At 44.6% G+C, this 20,128-nt stretch carries 22 protein-coding genes; 18 read left to right on the top strand and 4 right to left on the bottom strand.

Annotation, left to right across the window (positions count from 1 at the left end; genetic code table 11):
- Window positions 1-49 precede the first annotated feature (49 nt).
- The gene (locus FU659_RS35730; RefSeq protein WP_187274323.1) at window positions 50-220 is read right to left on the bottom strand and encodes a hypothetical protein; all 171 of its coding nucleotides are present in this window, start codon (window positions 218-220) and stop codon (window positions 50-52) included.
- A 301-nt stretch (window positions 221-521) separates the two neighbouring features.
- Here FU659_RS35730 and FU659_RS22820 point away from each other — a divergent pair, with 301 nt between their 5' ends.
- The 4 genes from FU659_RS22820 (at window position 522) to FU659_RS22810 (ending at window position 2,959) form a co-directional block, all read left to right on the top strand.
- Complete coding sequence (locus tag FU659_RS22820; protein WP_147949657.1) at window positions 522-785, top strand: hypothetical protein; 264 nt, start codon at window positions 522-524, stop codon at window positions 783-785.
- A 278-nt stretch (window positions 786-1,063) separates the two neighbouring features.
- Window positions 1,064-1,204 (top strand): hypothetical protein, encoded by a 141-nt coding sequence (locus FU659_RS35725; RefSeq protein WP_187274322.1) that lies wholly within the window; start codon window positions 1,064-1,066, stop codon window positions 1,202-1,204.
- A gap of 274 nt (window positions 1,205-1,478) precedes the next feature.
- Window positions 1,479-1,961 (top strand): YfbM family protein, encoded by a 483-nt coding sequence (locus FU659_RS22815; protein WP_147949656.1) that lies wholly within the window; start codon window positions 1,479-1,481, stop codon window positions 1,959-1,961.
- Window positions 1,962-1,993: 32 nt separating this feature from the next.
- Complete coding sequence (locus FU659_RS22810) at window positions 1,994-2,959, top strand: copper amine oxidase N-terminal domain-containing protein (protein ID WP_147949655.1); 966 nt, start codon at window positions 1,994-1,996, stop codon at window positions 2,957-2,959.
- Window positions 2,960-3,022: 63 nt separating this feature from the next.
- Here the strand turns inward: FU659_RS22810 and FU659_RS22805 are convergent, their stop codons facing one another.
- Window positions 3,023-3,439, bottom strand: coding sequence for a hypothetical protein (locus tag FU659_RS22805; RefSeq protein ID WP_147949654.1), 417 nt, complete (start codon window positions 3,437-3,439; stop codon window positions 3,023-3,025).
- Between the two features lie 12 nt (window positions 3,440-3,451).
- Entirely contained in the window at window positions 3,452-4,174 is a 723-nt protein-coding gene (locus tag FU659_RS22800) for an RDD family protein (RefSeq protein ID WP_147949653.1), read from the bottom strand.
- Window positions 4,175-5,076: 902 nt separating this feature from the next.
- Here FU659_RS22800 and rsmD point away from each other — a divergent pair.
- Both rsmD and coaD read left to right on the top strand, forming a co-directional pair.
- Entirely contained in the window at window positions 5,077-5,634 is a 558-nt protein-coding gene (gene rsmD, locus FU659_RS22795) for a 16S rRNA (guanine(966)-N(2))-methyltransferase RsmD (RefSeq protein WP_147949652.1), read from the top strand.
- 58 nt (window positions 5,635-5,692) lie between these two features.
- Complete coding sequence (gene coaD, locus FU659_RS22790) at window positions 5,693-6,196, top strand: pantetheine-phosphate adenylyltransferase (protein WP_147949651.1); 504 nt, start codon at window positions 5,693-5,695, stop codon at window positions 6,194-6,196.
- Between the two features lie 185 nt (window positions 6,197-6,381).
- Here coaD and FU659_RS22785 read toward each other — a convergent pair whose 3' ends face one another.
- The gene (locus tag FU659_RS22785) at window positions 6,382-7,524 is read right to left on the bottom strand and encodes a nucleoside recognition domain-containing protein (RefSeq protein ID WP_147949650.1); all 1,143 of its coding nucleotides are present in this window, start codon (window positions 7,522-7,524) and stop codon (window positions 6,382-6,384) included.
- A 122-nt stretch (window positions 7,525-7,646) separates the two neighbouring features.
- Between FU659_RS22785 and FU659_RS22780 the strand changes: the two genes are divergently transcribed.
- The 12 genes from FU659_RS22780 (at window position 7,647) to smc (ending at window position 20,090) form a co-directional block, all read left to right on the top strand.
- Window positions 7,647-8,768, top strand: a complete 1,122-nt coding sequence (locus FU659_RS22780; RefSeq protein ID WP_147949649.1) for a SepM family pheromone-processing serine protease — start codon at window positions 7,647-7,649, stop codon at window positions 8,766-8,768.
- Between the two features lie 89 nt (window positions 8,769-8,857).
- Window positions 8,858-9,367 (top strand): YceD family protein, encoded by a 510-nt coding sequence (locus tag FU659_RS22775; protein WP_147949648.1) that lies wholly within the window; start codon window positions 8,858-8,860, stop codon window positions 9,365-9,367.
- A 38-nt stretch (window positions 9,368-9,405) separates the two neighbouring features.
- Complete coding sequence (gene rpmF / locus FU659_RS22770) at window positions 9,406-9,579, top strand: 50S ribosomal protein L32 (protein ID WP_029195321.1); 174 nt, start codon at window positions 9,406-9,408, stop codon at window positions 9,577-9,579.
- Window positions 9,580-9,697: 118 nt separating this feature from the next.
- Window positions 9,698-10,312 carry a transcription factor FapR gene (gene fapR, locus FU659_RS22765; protein WP_187274321.1) on the top strand — a complete coding sequence of 205 codons (615 nt, stop codon included), beginning with the start codon at window positions 9,698-9,700 and terminating at the stop codon, window positions 10,310-10,312.
- Window positions 10,296-11,300 (top strand): phosphate acyltransferase PlsX, encoded by a 1,005-nt coding sequence (gene plsX / locus FU659_RS22760; protein WP_147949646.1) that lies wholly within the window; start codon window positions 10,296-10,298, stop codon window positions 11,298-11,300. The genes fapR and plsX overlap by 17 nt, the downstream gene beginning before the upstream one ends.
- Window positions 11,297-12,283: a beta-ketoacyl-ACP synthase III gene (locus FU659_RS22755; RefSeq protein WP_147949645.1), complete on the top strand. Its 987-nt coding sequence runs from the start codon at window positions 11,297-11,299 to the stop codon at window positions 12,281-12,283. The genes plsX and FU659_RS22755 overlap by 4 nt, the downstream gene beginning before the upstream one ends.
- A gap of 50 nt (window positions 12,284-12,333) precedes the next feature.
- On the top strand, window positions 12,334-13,284 hold the full coding sequence (gene fabD / locus FU659_RS22750) for an ACP S-malonyltransferase (RefSeq protein ID WP_147949644.1): 951 nt from the start codon (window positions 12,334-12,336) through the stop codon (window positions 13,282-13,284).
- Window positions 13,271-14,011 carry a 3-oxoacyl-[acyl-carrier-protein] reductase gene (fabG, locus tag FU659_RS22745; protein WP_147949643.1) on the top strand — a complete coding sequence of 247 codons (741 nt, stop codon included), beginning with the start codon at window positions 13,271-13,273 and terminating at the stop codon, window positions 14,009-14,011. The genes fabD and fabG overlap by 14 nt, the downstream gene beginning before the upstream one ends.
- Window positions 14,012-14,094: 83 nt before the next feature.
- Window positions 14,095-14,328, top strand: coding sequence for an acyl carrier protein (acpP, locus tag FU659_RS22740; RefSeq protein ID WP_028558238.1), 234 nt, complete (start codon window positions 14,095-14,097; stop codon window positions 14,326-14,328).
- A gap of 95 nt (window positions 14,329-14,423) precedes the next feature.
- Window positions 14,424-15,659: a beta-ketoacyl-ACP synthase II gene (gene fabF, locus FU659_RS22735; RefSeq protein WP_147949642.1), complete on the top strand. Its 1,236-nt coding sequence runs from the start codon at window positions 14,424-14,426 to the stop codon at window positions 15,657-15,659.
- 61 nt (window positions 15,660-15,720) lie between these two features.
- Entirely contained in the window at window positions 15,721-16,422 is a 702-nt protein-coding gene (gene rnc, locus FU659_RS22730; RefSeq protein ID WP_147949641.1) for a ribonuclease III, read from the top strand.
- A 95-nt stretch (window positions 16,423-16,517) separates the two neighbouring features.
- Window positions 16,518-20,090 (top strand): chromosome segregation protein SMC, encoded by a 3,573-nt coding sequence (gene smc / locus FU659_RS22725; protein WP_147949640.1) that lies wholly within the window; start codon window positions 16,518-16,520, stop codon window positions 20,088-20,090.
- The last annotated feature ends 38 nt before the right edge of the window (window positions 20,091-20,128 follow it).

Here is a 20,128-nt window from a genome sequence, read left to right as displayed (position 1 = left end):
GGGGCTTCTTTTTTGCGTTAAAGGATTTTGGATTTAGCTACCGGGGAGATTATTCCAACCAACTAGTCGGTTTTGTTTTGATAGGTGACTTTAATTTTTGATACCATTTCTTCTTTTTCTTTTGTTCCATTAAAGTTCTTAGCTGCAGCATGAGAAGTTTAGCCCTATCTTCATCGGCATATTTATTTCGCAGACGTTCAAAAATATTATGATCTTGCATGGGTTACCTTCTTTTCTGACTGGTATAGGAAGCTGATAGGGTGTTTGTTTCGGGAAGGAACACTTGTTCTTATTTCTTTATTATAGCATAATGCAGTTGGTCAGGGAACAGGGAATTTGATTATCGCGTAGCGGACGGCTTAATGCAAGAAAAATATGAAAAAATTTAGCTGACGGCTAGATTACGACGGCACATCTTATGGATTTTTTAGTTCATTTTCTTTTTTTGGGTTCTCGTGTAGATCAATCTATATCTACTTGCATCTAATGTAGAGAATCTAACTAAAAAAGAGGTGATTGCAATGGCTAAAGCGAAAGCTGTTCCTCAACACGATTTAATATTAATCAGTTGGACAAGAAATCCGCTTCATCCGGGTTCAGCACGTAGGATTGTTGCTTCTCGTGTTATCGGAAGCGCTGACCCATGTACTTTTACACTGGCTCCCAAACGATTGCTTATCAATGCTTTAAATTGCTTATTAGACGCAGACATTGGTTTTAAAGTGGTATTTCGTAAAAAAACTTCAAGTATTAGTGGATTTTTAGTGCTAGAACGTAATCCCTAGTTTTGGAAGTGGAACAACTTTTACAATAACTTAAACATAATTTCATCTTAGATTCATATTCGAGGGTTATATTTATAACCAACCCCCCTTTAAAATATATATGGAATCCCACCGAGAGGTGGGTATTTTTTTTATTTGCAGAGATGCAGAGATTTGGGAGGGGCAAATCGGGAGTAAAGAATTTTCAAAAGATAATCAGGACATCGATTCTTGGGATACGACTACTCCTTCGGTTCCTAGTAACGACCCCTTGGTGGAGCCATCAAACGCATCTATCAGTGCTAAACAAAGTAATTGTATGGACAGATAAAGATGGAAAAATAAGAAAGAATAAACTGGGCGATCTTTATAATCTGTTCGGTACGTTTAGCAATCAATATACAGCTGACTTCTTGAATAAAGAATTCGGTGAATTATAGGCGAATTGGCTCGGATCAAGCACAATAAATGCGGATAACATCGTGAATCAGTATTTAAAAGAGACAGGAAACGCCCAATAACAAAAGCACAGGGAGTACAAAGGGAACGTCTAACGAGAATACCCAATTGACGCCAAAAAATACTTAACTAAGCGTTCCAGAAATGGGGCGTTTTTCTAAAAAGATAGATTAACCCAATTAATTACAAAATTATGGTACGATCAGAGTAGCACATTTTCAGAAAACAATATTTATAATTGAGGGGGAAAATGGTATGGGAATGATAGGATACCTAAAACAAATCTCTAATGAATTACTTGAAGGAATTATTGAAGGGAAAGAACATATTACTGATTTAATTTATAACAATGAAGACCAAAGTGGTTCATTAGATATAGACAAAGCTTGGCATGCAATTCATTTTATTTTAAATGAAAGTGCTTGGGAAGGGCAGTATCCACTTATTAATGTCATTTTAGGTGGGACAGAACTAGGTGTCGATTTAGGATATGGACCGGCGAGATATTTAACAAACGAAGAAGTGAGAGATGTAGCTTTGAGCTTGTCCAATCTAAACGAGAATGAGATTAAAAAAAGATTTAATCCTGAGAAGATGAAGGAATTAGATATATATCCCTCGATAGCTTGGGATGAACAAGGTGATCTGGAGTATGTCTTTTCCTATTACGAAGAAGTAAAGAAATATTACATAGAGGCTTCAGGGAAAAACAGTGCAATGCTGTTATACATATCTTAAGATCAAGTAAAAACACAAAAAAGGAGTTTTGTATGAAAAGGTTTTCGAAATTCTTATTAAGCTTAATCATTGCAACATGGATCCTTTCCCCTTCTAAGTCTTTTGCATCTGATGAACCAGTAAGTGTTTTCATCAACGGAGTTCAAGTGTTGTTCACTCAACTGCCTGTTGTAGATGAAGGGACAACACTTGTCCAATTACGTCCAATATTCGAGAAGATTGGACTCAAAGTTGGATGGGATGAACAATCGCGAACGATTACTGGAACGGCGCAAGGGAAGAAAATTGTTTTAAAGATCGATGACACTAACGCAACAAAAAATGATAAACGGATTGTATTGGAAAAGGCTGCAAGAATTATCAATGGAGATACTTATGTACCGCTTCGATTTATAGGGGAAAGTTGCGATGGAGATGTAACGTGGGACGAGAAAACAAATCGTGTAGATATTGTCATTGATAAAATAATTCCCTCTTCAGATCCCTTTAAGCAATATTCCTGGGGAACTTCAATTGAAACAATAAAATCCGAAAACAGCAATCGGGAAATGCTAGTTGATTTTGATTATGTTGTAGCCTATGACAATTATTTATTGTTTGACATACCTGCAACCGTATATTTTCACTTTAAGGATGGGAAACTGTGGCAGATTGCTTATAGAATTACTGACAAGGAATCGTCTTTTGAGTACTTCACAGAATTAAGACAAGCATTAGGTCGAGCCTATGGAGATTCTAAGTCTGAAGGACCTGCATATACGAGTGAGAAAGCTGGAAAGACAACCGTTGAACAATTAAAAGGAAAAAGTAAAAATGAAGCAAATGAAATTATTTACAATGCAATTACTAACGGTGACATGTTTATTGCGGCTGACTGGGAAAGGGATGATTACACGATTAATATGATGCTTAGTAACAGTGGAACTACTAAGAAGAATAAAACATTCATAGATATATCAATTAGAAAGAATGGTATAGAATTTACTGGTTCTAAATGAACAAAAAGCCGCACTTTGCGGCTTTTCGTTCATTCTGCTTTAAACATTTATCTGCCTCCTTTACTAATGCTTCGTACTATTTGGTGGATTTTCATACAGTTCTGCTAATACTTGAATCTGTTCGGCCAGCTCTTTATCCGTAACAAAATTCAACTCAATACGAGAGCTAGCAAGCATGTAAATCATAATCGTAAATCCAGTAAGTTCTCCGTTATAAAATATATTAAAATGCATTTGTTGTTCTTCACGTTTTTTGAGTTCACTAATCATTGCAGTAACAGCGATAATCTCGGTGTCCTCAAAACCATTTTCGATCAAAGAAGCTACGTTGTTAAAGAACAATCCCACATTACCGATGTCTAAGCGGATTGTCGCAACCCAATTTTCGTCAAATGTATTGTGATCTCCTGGGAGTGTCTTGATATTCTGTTTAAATGATGAAAACTTTAAGTATATCTTGCTAAAGAGTTTGATAAACAAGATGGCACTCCTTTAATCGTTTTGAGTCGATATGAAATGAATAACTCCAACTAGAAGCAAAAAGAAAATAAGGCCGACAATAATCCATAGCACAGTTTTTCCAAGGCCTTTAATTACTGATATATTTGTAGCTGTTGTATATTCGCGTGATAAATCGATCCGGCTCTCAGTGTTCTCTTTCATTCGTTTATAGGTATCAAGGGAAATCACATAACTTCCGGCAGCCATGTCGTGTAGTGCTCTTTTTTTGTTATTGAATGCAACGGTAAGACATTCAACGAAAGTAATAACTCCAATAAAATTACCTATTAATGAAACATTCCCTTTATAAGTGCTGATGAAGTGACTGATATCATGAAAATTTACGTTTAATTCAATTCCTTCTTTAAGTTTGAGTACCATTATGATCGAATAAAGAAAGAAGAGGAGATATCTGAGTGACGCAGTTCCAATGTGAAGAAAGTTTCCATATTTGTCTACGATCCTAGCTTTACTGATTAATTTTCCTGGGGTTCCACCAAACTTCATTGTCATGAACACGTAAAAACCACAAAACAGCAACCAATAAATGACAAAAGGGAAGACTGAACCGAATTTTATCGAAGTACTTAGTGAGAATCTGTACAACAGGACGGCAGGAATGGCAATGATTAATAGGTCCAAGATGTGCATCTGGACTCGTTTCCAAAAAGCTATGTATGAAATCTCGCTCTTTACTTGATTCTTAGATTCCATTAAAGATGGTCCCCCAAAATTTTGAATTTAAATATAACTTAACCTCGTCTACTGGGAAATTTATGTATTCTTCTATTAATATACCATAACCTAGTTACTAAGAGACAAAAATTGTATATTAAGGTCGAATCTACTATAATGCAAAATTAGCTTTCATTGCTGCGGGCTGACTGGCGAATTATTAATGATGGTCGCTGATTGTGAGTGGACGATCGAGTGGCTGGAAAGTTGCACGTCGCTAGGTAATAGTAAGAATAATAAATCTCACGAGGGATACTAACCTGTGATATTTAAGTATTTGGCACAAAGTGCCTGCTTGTACTACTCCTAAAAAGAGCACAATATTGATGTTTCAAAAATCACTTAAAGGAGCGGGCGAATGTTATGACAAATCAACAAAAAAAGTGTGAAATCAGAAAAACAAAAAAATCAAAAACCAAATCAAAACAGAAGTAAAAAAGATATCGGAAATCATGGCATTGATGATGCAAAGATTAATTCTGGTGATTAAAATACTTCACAATTTAAACATGAAAAAGCCCGGGGATGCTTTCCCTCGGGCTTTTACTTAGTTCAGTGCTTCCAGTACAAGATTGATACTATCCTCTGTTTCTAAATTTTTATATTTTGAAACTTTTGCAAAGCGGTTTATAGGACATTAGATATTTAAATAGTAACGCGACTGCTTACGCAGCCGCCCATGGGAGAGGAGAAACCGGATGAAGAGCTTATGGGGAAACGTAAGCCTTCTCCGCGGTTGTCTACGACATTCTCTGATGTCGATAGTTCAAGGATGACCGTTTTGCGGTAAATTTATACATAGCCGTCATAAAATTTTTGTGTACAATTAGAGCTTGTGGTACGATAGCTAAAGAAAGCTAGCTAGAAGGGAATACGTAAGCATGAGAGTAATTTCAGGCACTGCAAAAGGCAGGCCGTTAAAGGCAGTACCCGGTATCGGCACGCGTCCGACAACGGATAAGGTGAAAGAAGCGATCTTCAGTATGATTGGTCCTTATTTTGAAGGAGGTCAGGTGCTCGATCTGTTCGCCGGTACAGGAGGATTGGGGATTGAAGCGTTGAGCCGAGGCATGGACAAGGCTGTTTTCATTGATATTGAGAAGAAAAGCATCGAGACTGTGCAAGCTAACGTGCAAGCCGCAGGGTTTAAGGATCAAGCAGAGATTTACCGAACAGATGCATCAAGAGCGCTCAAAGCGCTAGCCAAGCGGGGTCAGCAATTTGAGCTCGTATTTCTTGATCCACCTTACAAGTTGAAACTTATCGCAGAACTGGTAAGTTCAATGGAAGGACAAAATATTATCGTAGCGAATACAACGATCGTGGTTGAACACGATGCGAAGGATGTTCTCAAGGAAACCCTTGGCAGCTTCCAGCAGCAGCGTCGAGCGGATTATGGGGATACAGCTGTTACGATATATAAGCGCACGGTAGAATGAAAAAAGAGGTTTTCTGTATTTCAAATCAAGAAATTGACCTTCTAAGGAGATGAACAGCATGATGAGGCAAGAACATGGAAGTACAGTTGCCGTGTACCCAGGAAGTTTTGACCCTGTGACACACGGCCATCTTGACATTATACATAGAGCAGCAAAGGTCTTTGATAAACTAATTGTGGCGGTTCTTAATAATACGTCCAAAAATCCATTGTTTACACTGGAAGAACGAATGGACCTGATCAGGCAAGTCACACGGGATCTACCCAATGTAGAAGTGGATGGGTTTCGAGATTTAATGGTTAATTATATGAAGGCGCGTAATGTGCGTTTGATTGTTCGCGGACTTCGGGCAGTTTCCGATTTTGAATATGAGCTGCAGATGGCTTCTACGAATCATAAGCTGAATTCGGATGTGGAAACTTTTTTCATGACATCGAAGCCACAGTTTTCGTATTTGAGTTCTAGTATTGTGAAGGAAATTGCTAGGTTTCATGGACCAGTGGAGGACCTAGTTCCAGCAGAAGTGGAAGAGGCCTTGAAAAGCAAATTCCCAAAAATCTAAATTCCAAATAGGCATTCCCATAAGATTCAAAGGCTAGGAATGAGCTTTTTTTCTAAAAGTTCGTATACAGAATGAAATAATCAGCATAAAAGTAAGCAAAAGAAGGAATTGCATCAGCATTGGTCCCCATAGGCCCCATGCCGATTGGCCGTTCAATGGGAAGATTGTTGACGTATTCTCGTTCGTTACTGTATCCAGCCAAAGAAAACTGGGCTCTGTGTCCACGAAAAACCGTCCAAGCGGTTTCCAAAGCAGAAAAGTAAAGCAAGAAGCAAGCAAGGCATGTAAAGCTCGATGTACGAAGAAAGAGATATAACGCGAGTCAGTTTTGTGATGAAAGCTAACGACTTGCGCATGAGCAGATAAGCCCCCCAACCTAGAAATGCGCTGAATAGCGCTATTTGTGGGAGTAGGGAGAGGGATTGTGTTTGGCTAACCGCGTAGGCGCCTAAGTGTATTTCAAGAAGACCTGGAACCCATTGAAGCGAAGTATTGGCTTGGATATTCATCAAACCGAGTACGAAATGGGTGACAGAGCGCAAACTGTCGGTGAAGTGAGTGATATTCACAACATTAATGAGTACGGAGAAGATCATCATGTACCCGCCAATCAGCATCAAGGTTTGAACAGATGAGGTGACGGCGTCACCAAGCAGTTTGCCGAAGGCACGTCCATCATGCAAATAAGCTCGCTGCATGGTAGACAGAGCGATTTTCCAGATGGAACCGGCAATTCGATCATGATCTCTTGTCGATGTGGAAGAAGGCTCCATTGAGGCTTCTTCAAGTTGTGTTGATTCTTTTTTATTTCTCAGTAAAAGGCCCGTTACGATAGCGGATAAGTAATGGATGACAGCAAGCAGCACGCCTAGTCTGGCGCTGTGCAGGAAGCCGACGCCTACGACCAGAACCATGAATATGGGGCTGCAAAGATGAGACAGGGCGGTTAATCGTTCCGTATCTTCACGTGAAATGAGAGCTTTTTCCCTGAGGGAAGCAGTAATTTTGGCGCCAGTTGGAAACCCTACAATTAAGCCGGATGCCAATGCCCATCCGCTTACGCCTGGAAGCCGGAACAGTACCCGCATGAGCGGTTCGAGCAGTGGGCCTGTCCCTTGAATAACACCAAAACCAATTAACAGCTCAGTCATCATGAGAAAAGGCATCAAAGCCGGAAATACAAGCTTCCACCAAATCGTAAGCCCCTCAAGCGAGGATTGAAAGGCTTTATCAGGGAATAAAATGATGGACACTACAACAAGGGCAGCCAAAGACCCTAGCAGCAACGTAGTGAGTTTAGAATTGGATCTTGCCTTCATAGGCTGCATCGTATCACCTCATACTTAAATATGCTTCATTTGTACGCGCGAGGATGCAGGTTTAGACCAAGCTTACCTACGTCGGAGGGACAGACTTACCGTTTAAAGGACATCAGGAGGGAGAACCTGTAATGGGCAACGAAGAAGAGAGTACAATACGTACATGGTCAAATGATTCATATCGATATCCCAAAAGCTCAGCGGGCAGACGCTATTTAATTTCGGCGATTGTCGGGGTTGTCATTATTTATTTGTTGTTTTTTGTACAGCTTCCTTATTTTATTTTCATGCCCGGAACGGCAGAAGAAATTAAGCCCATGGTAACGATTCCCAAAGGCTCAGATGTAGAAAAAGGCGCGTTAATGCTAACGACAGTCCGAGTGGCCGATGCAAACGTAGTCAATTATTTGATCGGTCTCGTACATCCGTATGAGGAAATTCAGCCCAAAACGAGTGTTTTTCGCAAAGGTGAGTCCGAACAAGAATATTCGCAGCGCCAAGAGTATGTCATGCTGACTTCACAGGCTAGTGCCATTCAAGCGGCTTATAGCGCGGCCAAAATACCTTTTCATATCAATCATGAAGGTGTTATCGTGCTCCAAACCCTACCCGGCTTAGCAGGAGAAAAAGTGCTCAAGCCAGGCGATGTGCTCTTGAAGATTGCGGATAAAGAAGTGAAGGCGGCGCAAGATTTAAAAAACGCCATCAAAGGCCAAAAAGCCGGAGATTCAATCCCGATTACCTTTAAGAGAAAAGATGTTGTCCAGAACGCTACCTTGACGTTAGGTGTACTTCCGCAGCAGGAGGCAGACAAAAGTGAGCGTGTAGGTATTGGTGTTGTTCCAGCCGATATGCAGGCCATTAAAGCCGACCGGGACGATCAACAGGTGTCGATCAAAGCAGGTGAGATTGGCGGACCGTCAGCAGGGTTGATGTTTTCTTTGGAGATCTATAATCAGCTTGTTCCGGAGGATATAACCAAAGGCTACCGGATTGCAGGGACTGGAACGATAGAGCCGGACGGCACGGTAGGTCCGATTGGAGGCATTCAACATAAAATTATCGCCGCGGATAAACAGAAGGCCGAGTATTTCTTTGCGCCTAAGGATGTTACCTATCCCGACGGCACAAAAGTTGATAATTACTCCACTGCCGTCCAGCGAGCCAATCAAATTAAGTCGAAGATGAAAATTATTGAAATCGGCACAATGGAAGATGCGCTTAAATTTCTAGCGTCTTTACCACCTAAATAAGCAAGCAGCTATAAAATAAATAGATTTATAATTGACAAAAGGTAAGCAAACTGGATATAATAATCTTTGTTTGTTTGGGGTGAAAAAACATGCAAATTCGTTTTAGAGAGCTGTCTCTTAAAGGACAACCGGTTCATTTGACTGAAGATATGAATTTGACCGTTCCTTTTGAAGGAAATCAAGATATCATTCGTTATGGACCCGTACATGTCGATCTTCATGCTGAGCATGAAGCAGGAGCGGTAAAAGTTAACGGTTCGTTAACGCTAGACTTGGAGTTAATTTGTTCACGATGCTTATCGCACACAAACCAAACAATCGAGCTTCCTTTCAAGGAAGTCTTCATGCAGAAGCCAGAAGAAAACGTCGAAGAGATTGACGAGGACATTCATCTGGTTGTTGGAGATAAAGTCGATTTAGAGCCTTACGTGGAAGAAATTGTAGTGGTCGGTTTACCGTACATACCACTTTGTGACGAAGCGTGCAAAGGTCTCTGTCCAGTGTGCGGAGAAAATCGTAATCTAACGGATTGCGGCTGTAAGTTGGATAAGATTGATCCTAGACTTGCAGGTCTCGCGGACTTTTTTAACAAAGATTAAGGCAACGCCCGAAATTCGTATAAGGAGGTGTTTTGAATATGGCAGTACCTCAGAGAAGAACGTCCAAAACTCGTCGCGACAAGCGCCGTACTCACTTTAAATTGGAAGTTCCAGGCATGGTGAAATGTGAACAATGTGGAGAACTGAAGCTAGCACACCGTGTGTGCAAGTCTTGCGGAACTTACAAAGGTAGAGAGATCGTAAAAGCATAAGATTAAACATAGTACTTCATCCTAGTGTGAGGTGCTATTTTTTTGCTTTCTTTTTGGTTCTAAATTTAATATACTACAGTTTAGTATCTGGTAATAAGATGAGATCTCACGAGATAAGGTGGTGCTCGCCATCGAACGCCTTCCTAAACGACAAAGGCAGCAGCAGTTGCTTCAAGCGATTGATGCCAATCCTTTTATGACGGACGAGGAACTGATGCGAACTTTTGGAGTCAGTATCCAAACGGTCCGCCTAGATCGGTTGGAACTCGGCATTCCCGAGCTGCGGGAACGGATGAAACATATGGCGGTCAAAACGTACGATCAAGTGCGCTCGCTGCCGATGGATGAAATTATTGGAGAAGTGATCGATTTACAGCTGGATCATAGCGGTATTTCGATCTTTGAAATTAAAGAAGATCATATTTTCTCAAGAACCAAAATTGCAAGAGGTCATCATATATTCTCGCAAGCGAACTCCCTGGCGGTTGCCGTCATCGACGATCCGATAGCCTTGACAGCTTCTGCAGACATCCGCTTTGTTCGTTCTGTAAAGCTTGGAGAGAAGTGTATCGCCAAAGCCTACGTGCGTTCCGTATCTAAAGGGAAAGCAAGAGTCGAGGTGTTTTCATATGTTGGCGATGAAACGGTTTTTCGAGGTGATTTTGTGATCTTCCATTCGAAGAAAGAGCAACATCAAGATAGGGAGGATAAGCTGCATGCGGATCGCGATTGATGCAATGGGCGGCGATCATGCCCCTAAGATCGTAGTGGAAGGTGCAGTTGCAGCGGCCAAAGAATGGAAAGATGTACACATCATTCTGGTAGGCAATACCGCTGCGATTGAAGCCCACCTCACAGAGAGACCGGCGAATCTAAGTATCCATCACGCCGAAGAGGTGATTGAAGCCGAGGACGAACCCGTTAAAGCGGTACGCCGGAAAAAAGACGCTTCAATGGTCGTCGCAGGAAGACTCGTACGGGAGAAGGAAGCGGAAGCCATGATTTCCGCTGGCAATACCGGAGCTTTGATGACGACGGGACTGCTCGTTGTTGGCAGAATTCCGGGCATTGAGCGGCCAGCTCTCGCGCCTATGATTCCAACGATGGATGGAAGCGGTGTTCTCGCTCTTGATTTGGGAGCAAATATGGATGCAACTCCGGAGCAATTGATCCAATATGCCATTATGGGCAGCATCTATCGTTCCAAAGTTCATGGCATTGCGAAACCTCGTGTCGGATTATTGAATGTTGGAACCGAGGCGACCAAAGGGAATGAATTAACCAAAGCGGCATATCCTTTAATGGAACAAGCCCCTATACATTTTGTAGGCAACGTTGAGTCCTCTCAAATACTGCGCGCCAAGTGCGATGTGATCGTATGTGATGGATTTGCCGGGAATATTATGCTGAAGTCAGTGGAAGGCGCTGCGTCGGCCATTTTCTCAGCGCTGAAGCAAGAATTCACCAAATCCATTTTCACCAAACTTGCGGCAGCTGTATTAAAACCGGGACTTACCCAATTTCGCAAAAAATTTGATCATAACGAGCATGGCGCTGCGCCATTTCTAGGTATTGATGGTTTAGTGCTGAAAAGCCACGGATCTTCGGATGCCAATGCCATTAAGAATGCTGTGCGACAAGCCAGAATAGCACTTCAGAAGGATTTGGTAGGTACCATATCTACGGAAATTAGTCACGGGAAGAGAGAGATATCAACATGAACCTAATCCCAGTTGGGGTACTCGGAACAGGCAAGTATGTGCCAGAGCGCATTTTAACGAATCAAGAGTTGGAAACCATGGTAGAAACCAACGATGAATGGATTGTATCCCGAACAGGCATACGCGAGAGAAGAATCGCGGCACCCGAACAAGCCACATCCGATCTTTGCTATGAAGCGTCCCTCATCGCTTTGTCCGGCGCTGGTATTACGGCAGATCAGCTGGATTTAATTATTGTGGCCACAGTTACGCCAGACATGTCTTTCCCGTCAACAGCCTGCGTACTGCAGGAGAAGCTGGGGGCGAAGAAGGCGGCCGCTTTTGATCTGTCTGCCGCTTGTTCAGGGTTTGTCTATGGACTGGCCAATGCTTCGAATTTCATTGCCACAGGGACATATAAATACGCGCTTGTGATCGGTGCGGACTGCTTGTCCAAGATTACAGACTACACGGACCGCAACACCTGCATTCTTTTTGGCGATGGTGCGGGTGCTGTTGTTATCGGTGAAGTGCCAGAAGAGCGAGGTTTCAAATCATTTGAGCTCGGTGCTGACGGTTCAGGAGGCCCACTGCTGAAATTGGAGGGTGGCGGATCACGTAATCCCGTGTCACCGACATCCATTGAACAACGTTTGCATTATATCTACATGGCCGGAGCCGAGGTGTTTAAGTTCGCAGTCCGGATCATGGGAAATGCCGCCGACGAAGCCCTGCGCAAAGCAGGTTGGGAGAAAACCGACATCGATTTGCTCGTACCTCACCAAGCTAATATGAGAATAATTCAAGCCTCCTTAAATCGTTTGGACTTAACGGAAGATAAATGCATGGTCAACTTGGACAAGTACGGCAATATGTCTGCAGCCTCGATTCCGGTGGCACTGGCTGAGGCCGCGGAGCAAGGTCGATTGTCGGAAGGTGATCGCTTGATCCTGGTTGGTTTCGGCGGGGGTCTCACATGGGGCGCTGCTGCACTAATCTGGTAGATTTGAACAATAAGGTGTAAATTTATCTTGGAAGGGGAACCTTTTCTCGTATGAGTAAAATTGCTTTTGTTTTTCCGGGTCAGGGTTCGCAGACCTTAGGTATGGGACAAGATTTGTATACGAATCATCCCGCTGCCAAAGCGTATTTCGACCGTGCTGACGAAGCTTTAGGCTTTTCTTTGTCAGAGCTTATTTTTCAAGGACCTGAAGACCAATTGAAGGTCACGTACCACACGCAGCCTGCGCTGCTGACAACAAGCATCGCTTGTCTGGAGGCTTTCAAGGCTGCGGGGCTTACGCCAGACTATGTCGCTGGACATAGTCTGGGCGAATACAGCGCGCTAGTCGCGGCCGGCGTGCTCGGTTTCGAGGACGCGGTCCGCACTGTGCGCGCCCGCGGCGAGTTCATGGAACAGGCCGTCCCTGGCGGCCTAGGTGCTATGGCGGCCGTGCTGGGAGCCGAGCGCGAAGCGCTTGCGGAGCTGTGCACGGCGATTACGGCCGGCGGCTCCGTCGTGGAGCTCGCCAATGTGAACTGCCCGGGACAGATTGTCGTGTCGGGCAGTAAAGAAGGCGTTGCAGCAATGGTTGAACGCTGCAAGGAAGCAGGCGCGAAGCGGGCGATTCCGCTCGAAGTGAGCGGGCCTTTTCACTCTTCGCTCATGAAGCCGGCCTCCGAACGCCTCGCTGAGGTGCTCGCGTCCGTTGAGATGAGCGATGCAGCCATGCCCGTTGTGGCCAATGTAACGGCTCGTCCCGTCACACAGCCCAGCGATATTCGCGGGCTGCTTGTAGAGCAAGTGTATTCTCCGGTTCTGTGGGAGGATACCGTCACTTACTTAATCGGCCAAGGCGTCGATACGTTCATTGAGCTTGGCTCAGGGACTGTTCTCGCCGGACTGATCAAGAAGGTGGATAGAACGGTGAAAACCGTATCTATCGGCAGCCTGGAAGCTTTGGAGAAGTATGTGCAGGAGGTGCATGATCATGCTAACGGGTAAAGTAGCGCTGGTTACGGGTGCATCTCGTGGTATTGGACGAGCCATTGCTCTGCACTTGGCTGAATCTGGTGCTGATGTCGTGGTCAACTATGCGGGCAGCGAAGCTGCTGCTGAGGAAGTTGTAGCACAAATCGAAGCGATGGGCCGCAAAGCCACCAAACTTCGGGCAGATGTAAGCAGTTTTCAAGAAGCGGATGATTTAGTTAAGCAAACGCTCGAAATTTTTGGTAGAATTGATATTCTTGTGAATAATGCTGGTATCACGAGAGACAATTTAATCATGCGAATGAAGGAAGACGAGTTCGATCAAGTCATCGCTACGAATCTGAAAGGCGTGTTTAACTGTGTGAAAGCCGTTACCCGCCCGATGATGAAGCAGCGTTTCGGTCGAATTATTAACATATCTTCCGTAGTAGGCGTGATCGGCAATCCCGGTCAAGCCAACTATGTGGCAGCAAAAGCAGGCGTTATTGGGTTAACCAAAGCGACTGCGAAAGAACTTTCTTCTCGAGGCATTACTGTGAATGCAGTGGCGCCAGGTTTTATTGAAACCGATATGACCGACAAGCTGTCGGCCGAGATGCGAGAACATATGTTGAAGCAAATCCCACTGGAGCGCCTTGGTCAACCGGAGGAAATCGCAAAGGTTGTTCGTTTCCTGGCATCCGAAGACGCTTCTTACATGACAGGCCAAACCCTCCATGTAGACGGCGGCATGTACATGTAATTGGCACAGAATGAGAATCTCTAAATTGCCTACTGGCAATCTGCGAAAGATTCTCGTATAATACCAAAGAGGAGGTGAACCGGATGTCCGACGTATTGGATCGTGTTAAACGAATTGTAGTCGATCGTCTAGGGGTTGATGAAGCTGAAGTCACCCTCGAAGCATCTTTCAAAGAAGATCTAGGTGCTGATTCTCTCGATGTAGTTGAATTAGTAATGGAATTAGAAGATGAGTTCGATTTAGAAATTTCCGATGAAGATGCTGAGAAGATTACGACTGTAGGAGAAGTTACGAATTACATAAAATCTCATACGTAATAGTCTACCAAGTCCCGTTCTCCATTAAGACGGGACTTCTCTCCATTTTTCGCGTAATAAAAAAACAAAGCTTTCCTACATAGAAGGTGGTAAACATGAACAGAGTCGTAATTACAGGTATGGGCGTAGTTACTGCCCTTGGTCAAGATTTAGAAACATTTTGGGGCAATTTGACAACCGGTCAGTCCGGCGTTAGTTTAATCGAAAATTTCGATGTAAGCGAATACCCAACACGCATTGCTGCTGAAGTGAAAGGTTTTCAAATTGAGAATTATGTAGACCGCAAAGAATCGCGACGTATGGACCGTTTCGTACAGTTCGCTGTTGCGGGTGCGCTTAACGCTCTCAAAGATGCAAACCTGGACGTGAAGGAAGACACAGATCCTGAGCGTGTGGGCGTTTCTGTCGGTTCAGGAATCGGCGGTTTGAACACATGGGAAGAACAGCATCGGATTCTTTTGGAAAAAGGACCCAAGCGCGTATCACCTTTCTTCATTCCGATGATGATCGCCAATATGGCATCCGGTCATATTTCGATGGTTACCGGCGCTAAGGGACCGAACTCGACGGCGGTTACCGCTTGTGCAACAGGCACACACTCCATCGGAGATTCCTTCAAAATGATTCAACGCGGCGATGCCGACGTTATGATTTGTGGTGGTGCAGAGGCGACCATTACACCTATAGGTGTTGCTGGTTTCTGTGCGCTGCGTGCCATGTCAACGCGTAATGAGGAGCCTCACTTGGCTAGCCGTCCGTTTGATACGGATCGCGACGGCTTTGTCATGGGAGAAGGCGCCGGTGTCTTGATTTTAGAATCGATGGAGCATGCGCAAAAGCGGGGAGCGCGTATTTATGCGGAAGTGATTGGTTACGGGATGAGCGGTGACGCTTACCATATGACCGATCCAGATCCGGATGGCGCTGCGCGTTGTATGACCAAAGCGATTAAAGATGCGGGTATTGCGCCCGAATCCATTTCTTATATCAATGCGCACGGTACTTCTACACCGGTAGGCGACCGTTCTGAAACCATAGCCATCAAGAAAGCGCTAGGCGATCATGCTTATAACGTAGCCGTGAGCTCGACAAAATCTATGACAGGGCATTTACTTGGCGCTGCTGGAGGCGTGGAGGCTGTAATCTGCGGTTTGACCATTTCTAATAATCTGATTGCGCCGACAATTAATCTAGTCAATCAGGACCCTGAGTGTGATTTGGATTATGTACCGAACACAGCTCGTGAAGCGAAGGTGGACATCGCGATGTCCAACTCGTTTGGCTTCGGGGGACATAACGCGACAATTATCTTGAAAAGGTTTGAAGCATAAATTGCCTTCCTACGAAGAAAGATAACGTAATATCATTCTCTCTGGGTGGTGAATCGAGGCAATGAACCAAGATATTAAACAATTACAGCAACGAATCGGGATTACTTTTCGGAAATCGGAGCTGTTGAAGCAAGCTTTTACCCACTCCTCGTATGTGAATGAACATCGAATCGCCGGACATAAAGATAATGAACGTTTGGAGTTTCTTGGAGATGCCGTGCTCGAACTGACGGTTTCGGAATTTTTATATGATTCTTATCCAGGTCGGACGGAAGGCGAGTTGACCAAGCTTAGAGCATCTATTGTTTGTGAGCCGTCACTCGTTACATTTGCAGAGGCTTTGGACTTCGGGGGATTTGTTTTATTAGGCAAGGGAGAAGAACTGACTGGCGGGCGTTCACGCCCGGCTTTGCTTGCCGATGTGTTCGAGTCATTCGTTGGTGCGCTCTATTTAGACCAAGGCCTGGAGGTTGTCAAAGGATTTCTGGAAACGCACGTGTTTGCCAAGATTTCTAGCGAAGGCAAGCTGCTGGTCATTGACTATAAGACGCATTTGCAAGAACATATCCAACATCACAGCATGGGCTCGCTGGAATATCGTATCGTGAATGAGCGCGGTCCTGCGCATGAACGAGAATTTGTTGCTGAGGTTCACATGGATACGACCCTTCTGGGCACAGGAGTTGGACGTTCCAAGAAAGAAGCGGAACAACAAGCTGCGGCTGGTGCGTTATCGAAGTTAAACGTAACGGTACAGCGGTAATGGATATGGCTAGAAGAGGCGGCTGCGGCTGCCTTTTTTGTTTTCTTCTCTTATTTTTATAAGGGATATGTTACAATAATTTTTGAGGTGAGACCATGTTTTTGAAACGGATTGAATTATCCGGGTTTAAGTCTTTCGCGGATCGGACGGAGCTGGAATTTGTGCGCGGTATCACCGCGGTTGTAGGTCCTAACGGCAGCGGCAAAAGTAACATATCGGACGGTATTCGCTGGGTGCTTGGTGAGCAAAGTGCAAAGTCTTTGCGCGGCGGAAAAATGGAAGACGTTATTTTTGCGGGTAGTGATGCACGCCGAGCGGTCAATTACGGGGAAGTCTCCTTGACACTCGACAACAGCTCTCAAGCGCTTCCGCTTGACTTTAATGAAGTCACGGTTACGCGTAGAGTGCATCGGAGTGGGGAAAGTGAGTATTTAATTAATAAACAACCCTGCCGCCTAAAAGATATAACCGAACTGTTCATGGATACAGGCATAGGGAAAGAAGCCTATTCCATTATTGGACAAGGACGGATTGAAGAGATTTTAAGTACGAAATCAGAAGATCGCCGAGGGATCTTTGAAGAGGCTTCGGGGATTGTTAAATATAAATCTCGAAAGCGTGAAGCAGAGAGGAAATTAGGCGATACGGAGCAAAATTTGCTTCGTATTCATGACTTGGTTTCCGAGCTAGAGGATCAAATTGAACCGCTTCGCGAGCAATCGGAGAAAGCGATTCGTTATAAAGAGCTACGGGAAATACTGAAAAGCAGTGAAATTGCGATGTATGTGCATCAGATCGATCAAATCTATCTGTCATGGAATGAAGCTACTCAGAAACTGGAGAAGCTAGTGAAAGAACAGACGGAACTATCGACAATTGTCAATCAACACGATGCTCATATGGAAAAGCATCGTTGGGAAACACGCAGGCTGGAGGAAGAACTGGAGAAGCTGCAAGAAAGCTTGCTGCAGTTAAGTGAAGAATTCGAGAAATGCGAAGGGCACGGCGAAGTGCTCAAAGAGCGTAAAAAGAACTATATCGCCAACCATCAGCAGCTAAGCACGACGATCACTTCGCAAGAACAGCGCAATTTGGACAAAGAAGCTGAACTCAGTGAGCAGCGCGATAAAATCATCCAAATCGGCGCTCAATTGTTTGAATTTCAGGCAAAATTGAATGCCGAGGAGCAGCGCCTGCTTGGGGTAAATGGCGGAATCAGCTCTTCCCCCGAGGACCAATTGAAAACCGAACTGCTAGAGACGCTTAATCGCATGTCTCATGCGCGTAATGAAATTAGATACGCCGAGCAGCAAACGGAAAGCATTAGTCGACGTTTGGAAAGACTGGATGAAGAGCGTCAGAAGTGGGCAGAGCAGCGTGAAAAGATTGTGCTGCGCAAGCAAGAGTTAACAACCAAGCTGGATGATACGGTGAGAGAAATTGAAGACATACGCCAGCAATACGCTGAATTATCTCAAAGCTTGAAATCAAGGCAAGGCTTGTTGGACGAAGCGCAAGGGATGGTCCGCAAATGGGAGCAGAAGCTGGACGCTTTAACTTCTAGGCGCGATACCATGAAAGAGATGGCCAATGATTATGATGGCTTCATGCAGGGTGTTAAAGAAGTTCTTAAAGCGAAAAGCCGTAAAGATTTGCGCGGTATTCGCGGCGCAGTTGCAGAGCTCGTCAAGGTGCCTGCTGAGGTGGAAATCGCCATAGAAACTGCGCTTGGCGGAGCCTTGCAAAATATCGTCGTTGAGACAGAGGCAGACGGACGTGAGGCTATTGGCTTCTTGAAGCGCCGTCAAATGGGACGCGCTACGTTCTTGCCAATGAATGTTATCCGCGGCCGATCCATATCTGACAATGAGCTTCAATCCTTGAAATCAGCTAAAGGTTTTGTCGGACTAGCGGTTGATCTGGTTTCGTTCGATGCTACTTATCACAATATTTTTTCTAGTTTGCTTGGCAATGTCGTTGTGGCAACAAGTTTAGAAGAGGCCAATCATATCGCGGCTAAAGCCCAATATCGCTACCGCGTTGTTACACTGGAAGGTGACGTTGTTAACCCAGGGGGTTCGATGACCGGGGGTAGTTTACAGAAGAAAACAACTAATCTATTGGGACGTCAGCGTCAAATTGAAGAGCTGGACGAGGAAATTAAAAGTTCAGAACAGCAGCTTAGTGGATTGCGAAGCCAATCAAGCGTTATGAAGCGCGAGATTACAGATGATATGATGACGATCGAAAAACTTCGCCAGTTAAGCGAGCAGAAACGAATCGAAGAGCAACAAATTCGCGCGGAATTGAATCCGTTAGAGTCAGAAAGCCGCACGGTGGAGGATCAGCTCACGCTGGATCGACAGGATCGAGGGTCGCTGCTGGAAGAACAGGCGGATTTTGGCCGGAAGCGTACGGAATCTGAACAAGCTTTGGCGCAGCTTCAAGAAGAAGAAGCCTCGTTGCAGCAAGCCATTCGCGATGCTGAGCACTCACGCAAAGCAAGCGAATCAGAGAAAGAAGAGCTGCAAGGCCAACTGACGGATTTAAAAGTCAAGGTCGCTTCCATCTCGCAGGAGAAGCAGTCACTTCAAGATCAGCAGCGCCGCTTGCAGCAGGATCTTAGCGAAGCGGAACGCGAAATGGCGATGAACCGTTCGATGCTTGAGCAGTTGGAGCAGGATATGGAAGCTCTCCAACAGGAAACTGTTCTGCAAGTGGAGCTGCTGAACGAGCTAAAGCTCAAAAAGCAGGAATGCACAGAAAGCATTGACTATAAGCGTGCTGAACGAACGGATTGGCTACATAAGCTAGACAAAGAAGAGAATGATACAAGAGCTCAACGATTGCAGCTCAAACAGGTAGAAGAGAATCTGCATCAAACAGAAGTTCGTGTGAACCGTTTGGATGTAGAGCTGGAGAACCTGCTTAAGAAGCTGGGCGAGGAATATGAGCTTAGCTATGAACTGGCCAAAGAACGTTATCCCGTTCCAGAGGATATTGTGGGTACTCAGAATCGTGTGCGGGAATTAAAACGCGAGATCACTTCTCTAGGTGAGGTGAATCTTGGTGCGATTGAAGAGTATGCTAGGGTTTCCGAGCGTTATGAGTTTTTGGATGCTCAAAAAAATGATTTGATCGAAGCCAAAACAACGCTTTATCAAGTAATAAGGGAAATGGACATTGAAATGTCCAAGCGCTTCAAGACAACGTTTGACGCCATTCGTTCGCATTTTGGCGTAGTATTTGCTAAGCTGTTCGGCGGCGGACGTGCGGATTTAATTCTTTCCGAGCCTGATAATTTGTTGGATACAGGCATTGAGATCGTTGCTCAGCCGCCAGGCAAAAAGCTGCAAAATCTGCAGCTGCTTTCCGGTGGGGAGCGTGCCTTGACTGCCATAGCGCTCTTATTTTCAATTATTCGTGTGAAGCCTGTACCATTTTGTGTGTTGGATGAAGTGGAAGCGGCTCTGGATGAAGCCAACGTGTCCCGTTTCGCCGAGTATTTGCGTGAATTCTCTGAAATGACGCAGTTTATCGTAGTTACTCATCGCAAAGGTACGATGGAGGAAGCGGACGTTCTATACGGAGTCACGATGCAAGAGGGCGGGGTATCTAAGCTGGTCTCAGTCCGCTTGGAGGATGAAGAATCGGAAGTATCTGCTTAACAATGAGCAAGCGATGAGAAATGGACAGCAAGATGATG

Origin of the sequence: Paenibacillus sp. N3.4 (assembly GCF_008017805.1) — a bacterium.
Taxonomy (GTDB): domain Bacteria; phylum Bacillota; class Bacilli; order Paenibacillales; family NBRC-103111; genus Paenibacillus_E.
Note: the sequence above shows the minus strand (reverse complement) of the source record. Positions and strands in the feature narration are given on the sequence as shown.

Coding starts and splice junctions, on each gene's coding strand:
- FU659_RS35730 (WP_187274323.1), bottom strand. CDS start 220: ATGCAAGATCATAATATTTTTGAACGTCTGCGAAATAAATATGCCGAT.
- FU659_RS22820 (WP_147949657.1), top strand. CDS start 522: ATGGCTAAAGCGAAAGCTGTTCCTCAACACGATTTAATATTAATCAGT.
- FU659_RS22815 (WP_147949656.1), top strand. CDS start 1,479: ATGGGAATGATAGGATACCTAAAACAAATCTCTAATGAATTACTTGAA.
- FU659_RS22810 (WP_147949655.1), top strand. CDS start 1,994: ATGAAAAGGTTTTCGAAATTCTTATTAAGCTTAATCATTGCAACATGG.
- FU659_RS22800 (WP_147949653.1), bottom strand. CDS start 4,174: ATGGAATCTAAGAATCAAGTAAAGAGCGAGATTTCATACATAGCTTTT.
- rsmD (WP_147949652.1), top strand. CDS start 5,077: ATGAGAGTAATTTCAGGCACTGCAAAAGGCAGGCCGTTAAAGGCAGTA.
- coaD (WP_147949651.1), top strand. CDS start 5,693: ATGATGAGGCAAGAACATGGAAGTACAGTTGCCGTGTACCCAGGAAGT.
- FU659_RS22785 (WP_147949650.1), bottom strand. CDS start 7,524: ATGCAGCCTATGAAGGCAAGATCCAATTCTAAACTCACTACGTTGCTG.
- FU659_RS22780 (WP_147949649.1), top strand. CDS start 7,647: ATGGGCAACGAAGAAGAGAGTACAATACGTACATGGTCAAATGATTCA.
- FU659_RS22775 (WP_147949648.1), top strand. CDS start 8,858: ATGCAAATTCGTTTTAGAGAGCTGTCTCTTAAAGGACAACCGGTTCAT.
- rpmF (WP_029195321.1), top strand. CDS start 9,406: ATGGCAGTACCTCAGAGAAGAACGTCCAAAACTCGTCGCGACAAGCGC.
- plsX (WP_147949646.1), top strand. CDS start 10,296: ATGCGGATCGCGATTGATGCAATGGGCGGCGATCATGCCCCTAAGATC.
- FU659_RS22755 (WP_147949645.1), top strand. CDS start 11,297: ATGAACCTAATCCCAGTTGGGGTACTCGGAACAGGCAAGTATGTGCCA.
- fabD (WP_147949644.1), top strand. CDS start 12,334: ATGAGTAAAATTGCTTTTGTTTTTCCGGGTCAGGGTTCGCAGACCTTA.
- fabG (WP_147949643.1), top strand. CDS start 13,271: ATGCTAACGGGTAAAGTAGCGCTGGTTACGGGTGCATCTCGTGGTATT.
- acpP (WP_028558238.1), top strand. CDS start 14,095: ATGTCCGACGTATTGGATCGTGTTAAACGAATTGTAGTCGATCGTCTA.
- fabF (WP_147949642.1), top strand. CDS start 14,424: ATGAACAGAGTCGTAATTACAGGTATGGGCGTAGTTACTGCCCTTGGT.
- rnc (WP_147949641.1), top strand. CDS start 15,721: ATGAACCAAGATATTAAACAATTACAGCAACGAATCGGGATTACTTTT.
- smc (WP_147949640.1), top strand. CDS start 16,518: ATGTTTTTGAAACGGATTGAATTATCCGGGTTTAAGTCTTTCGCGGAT.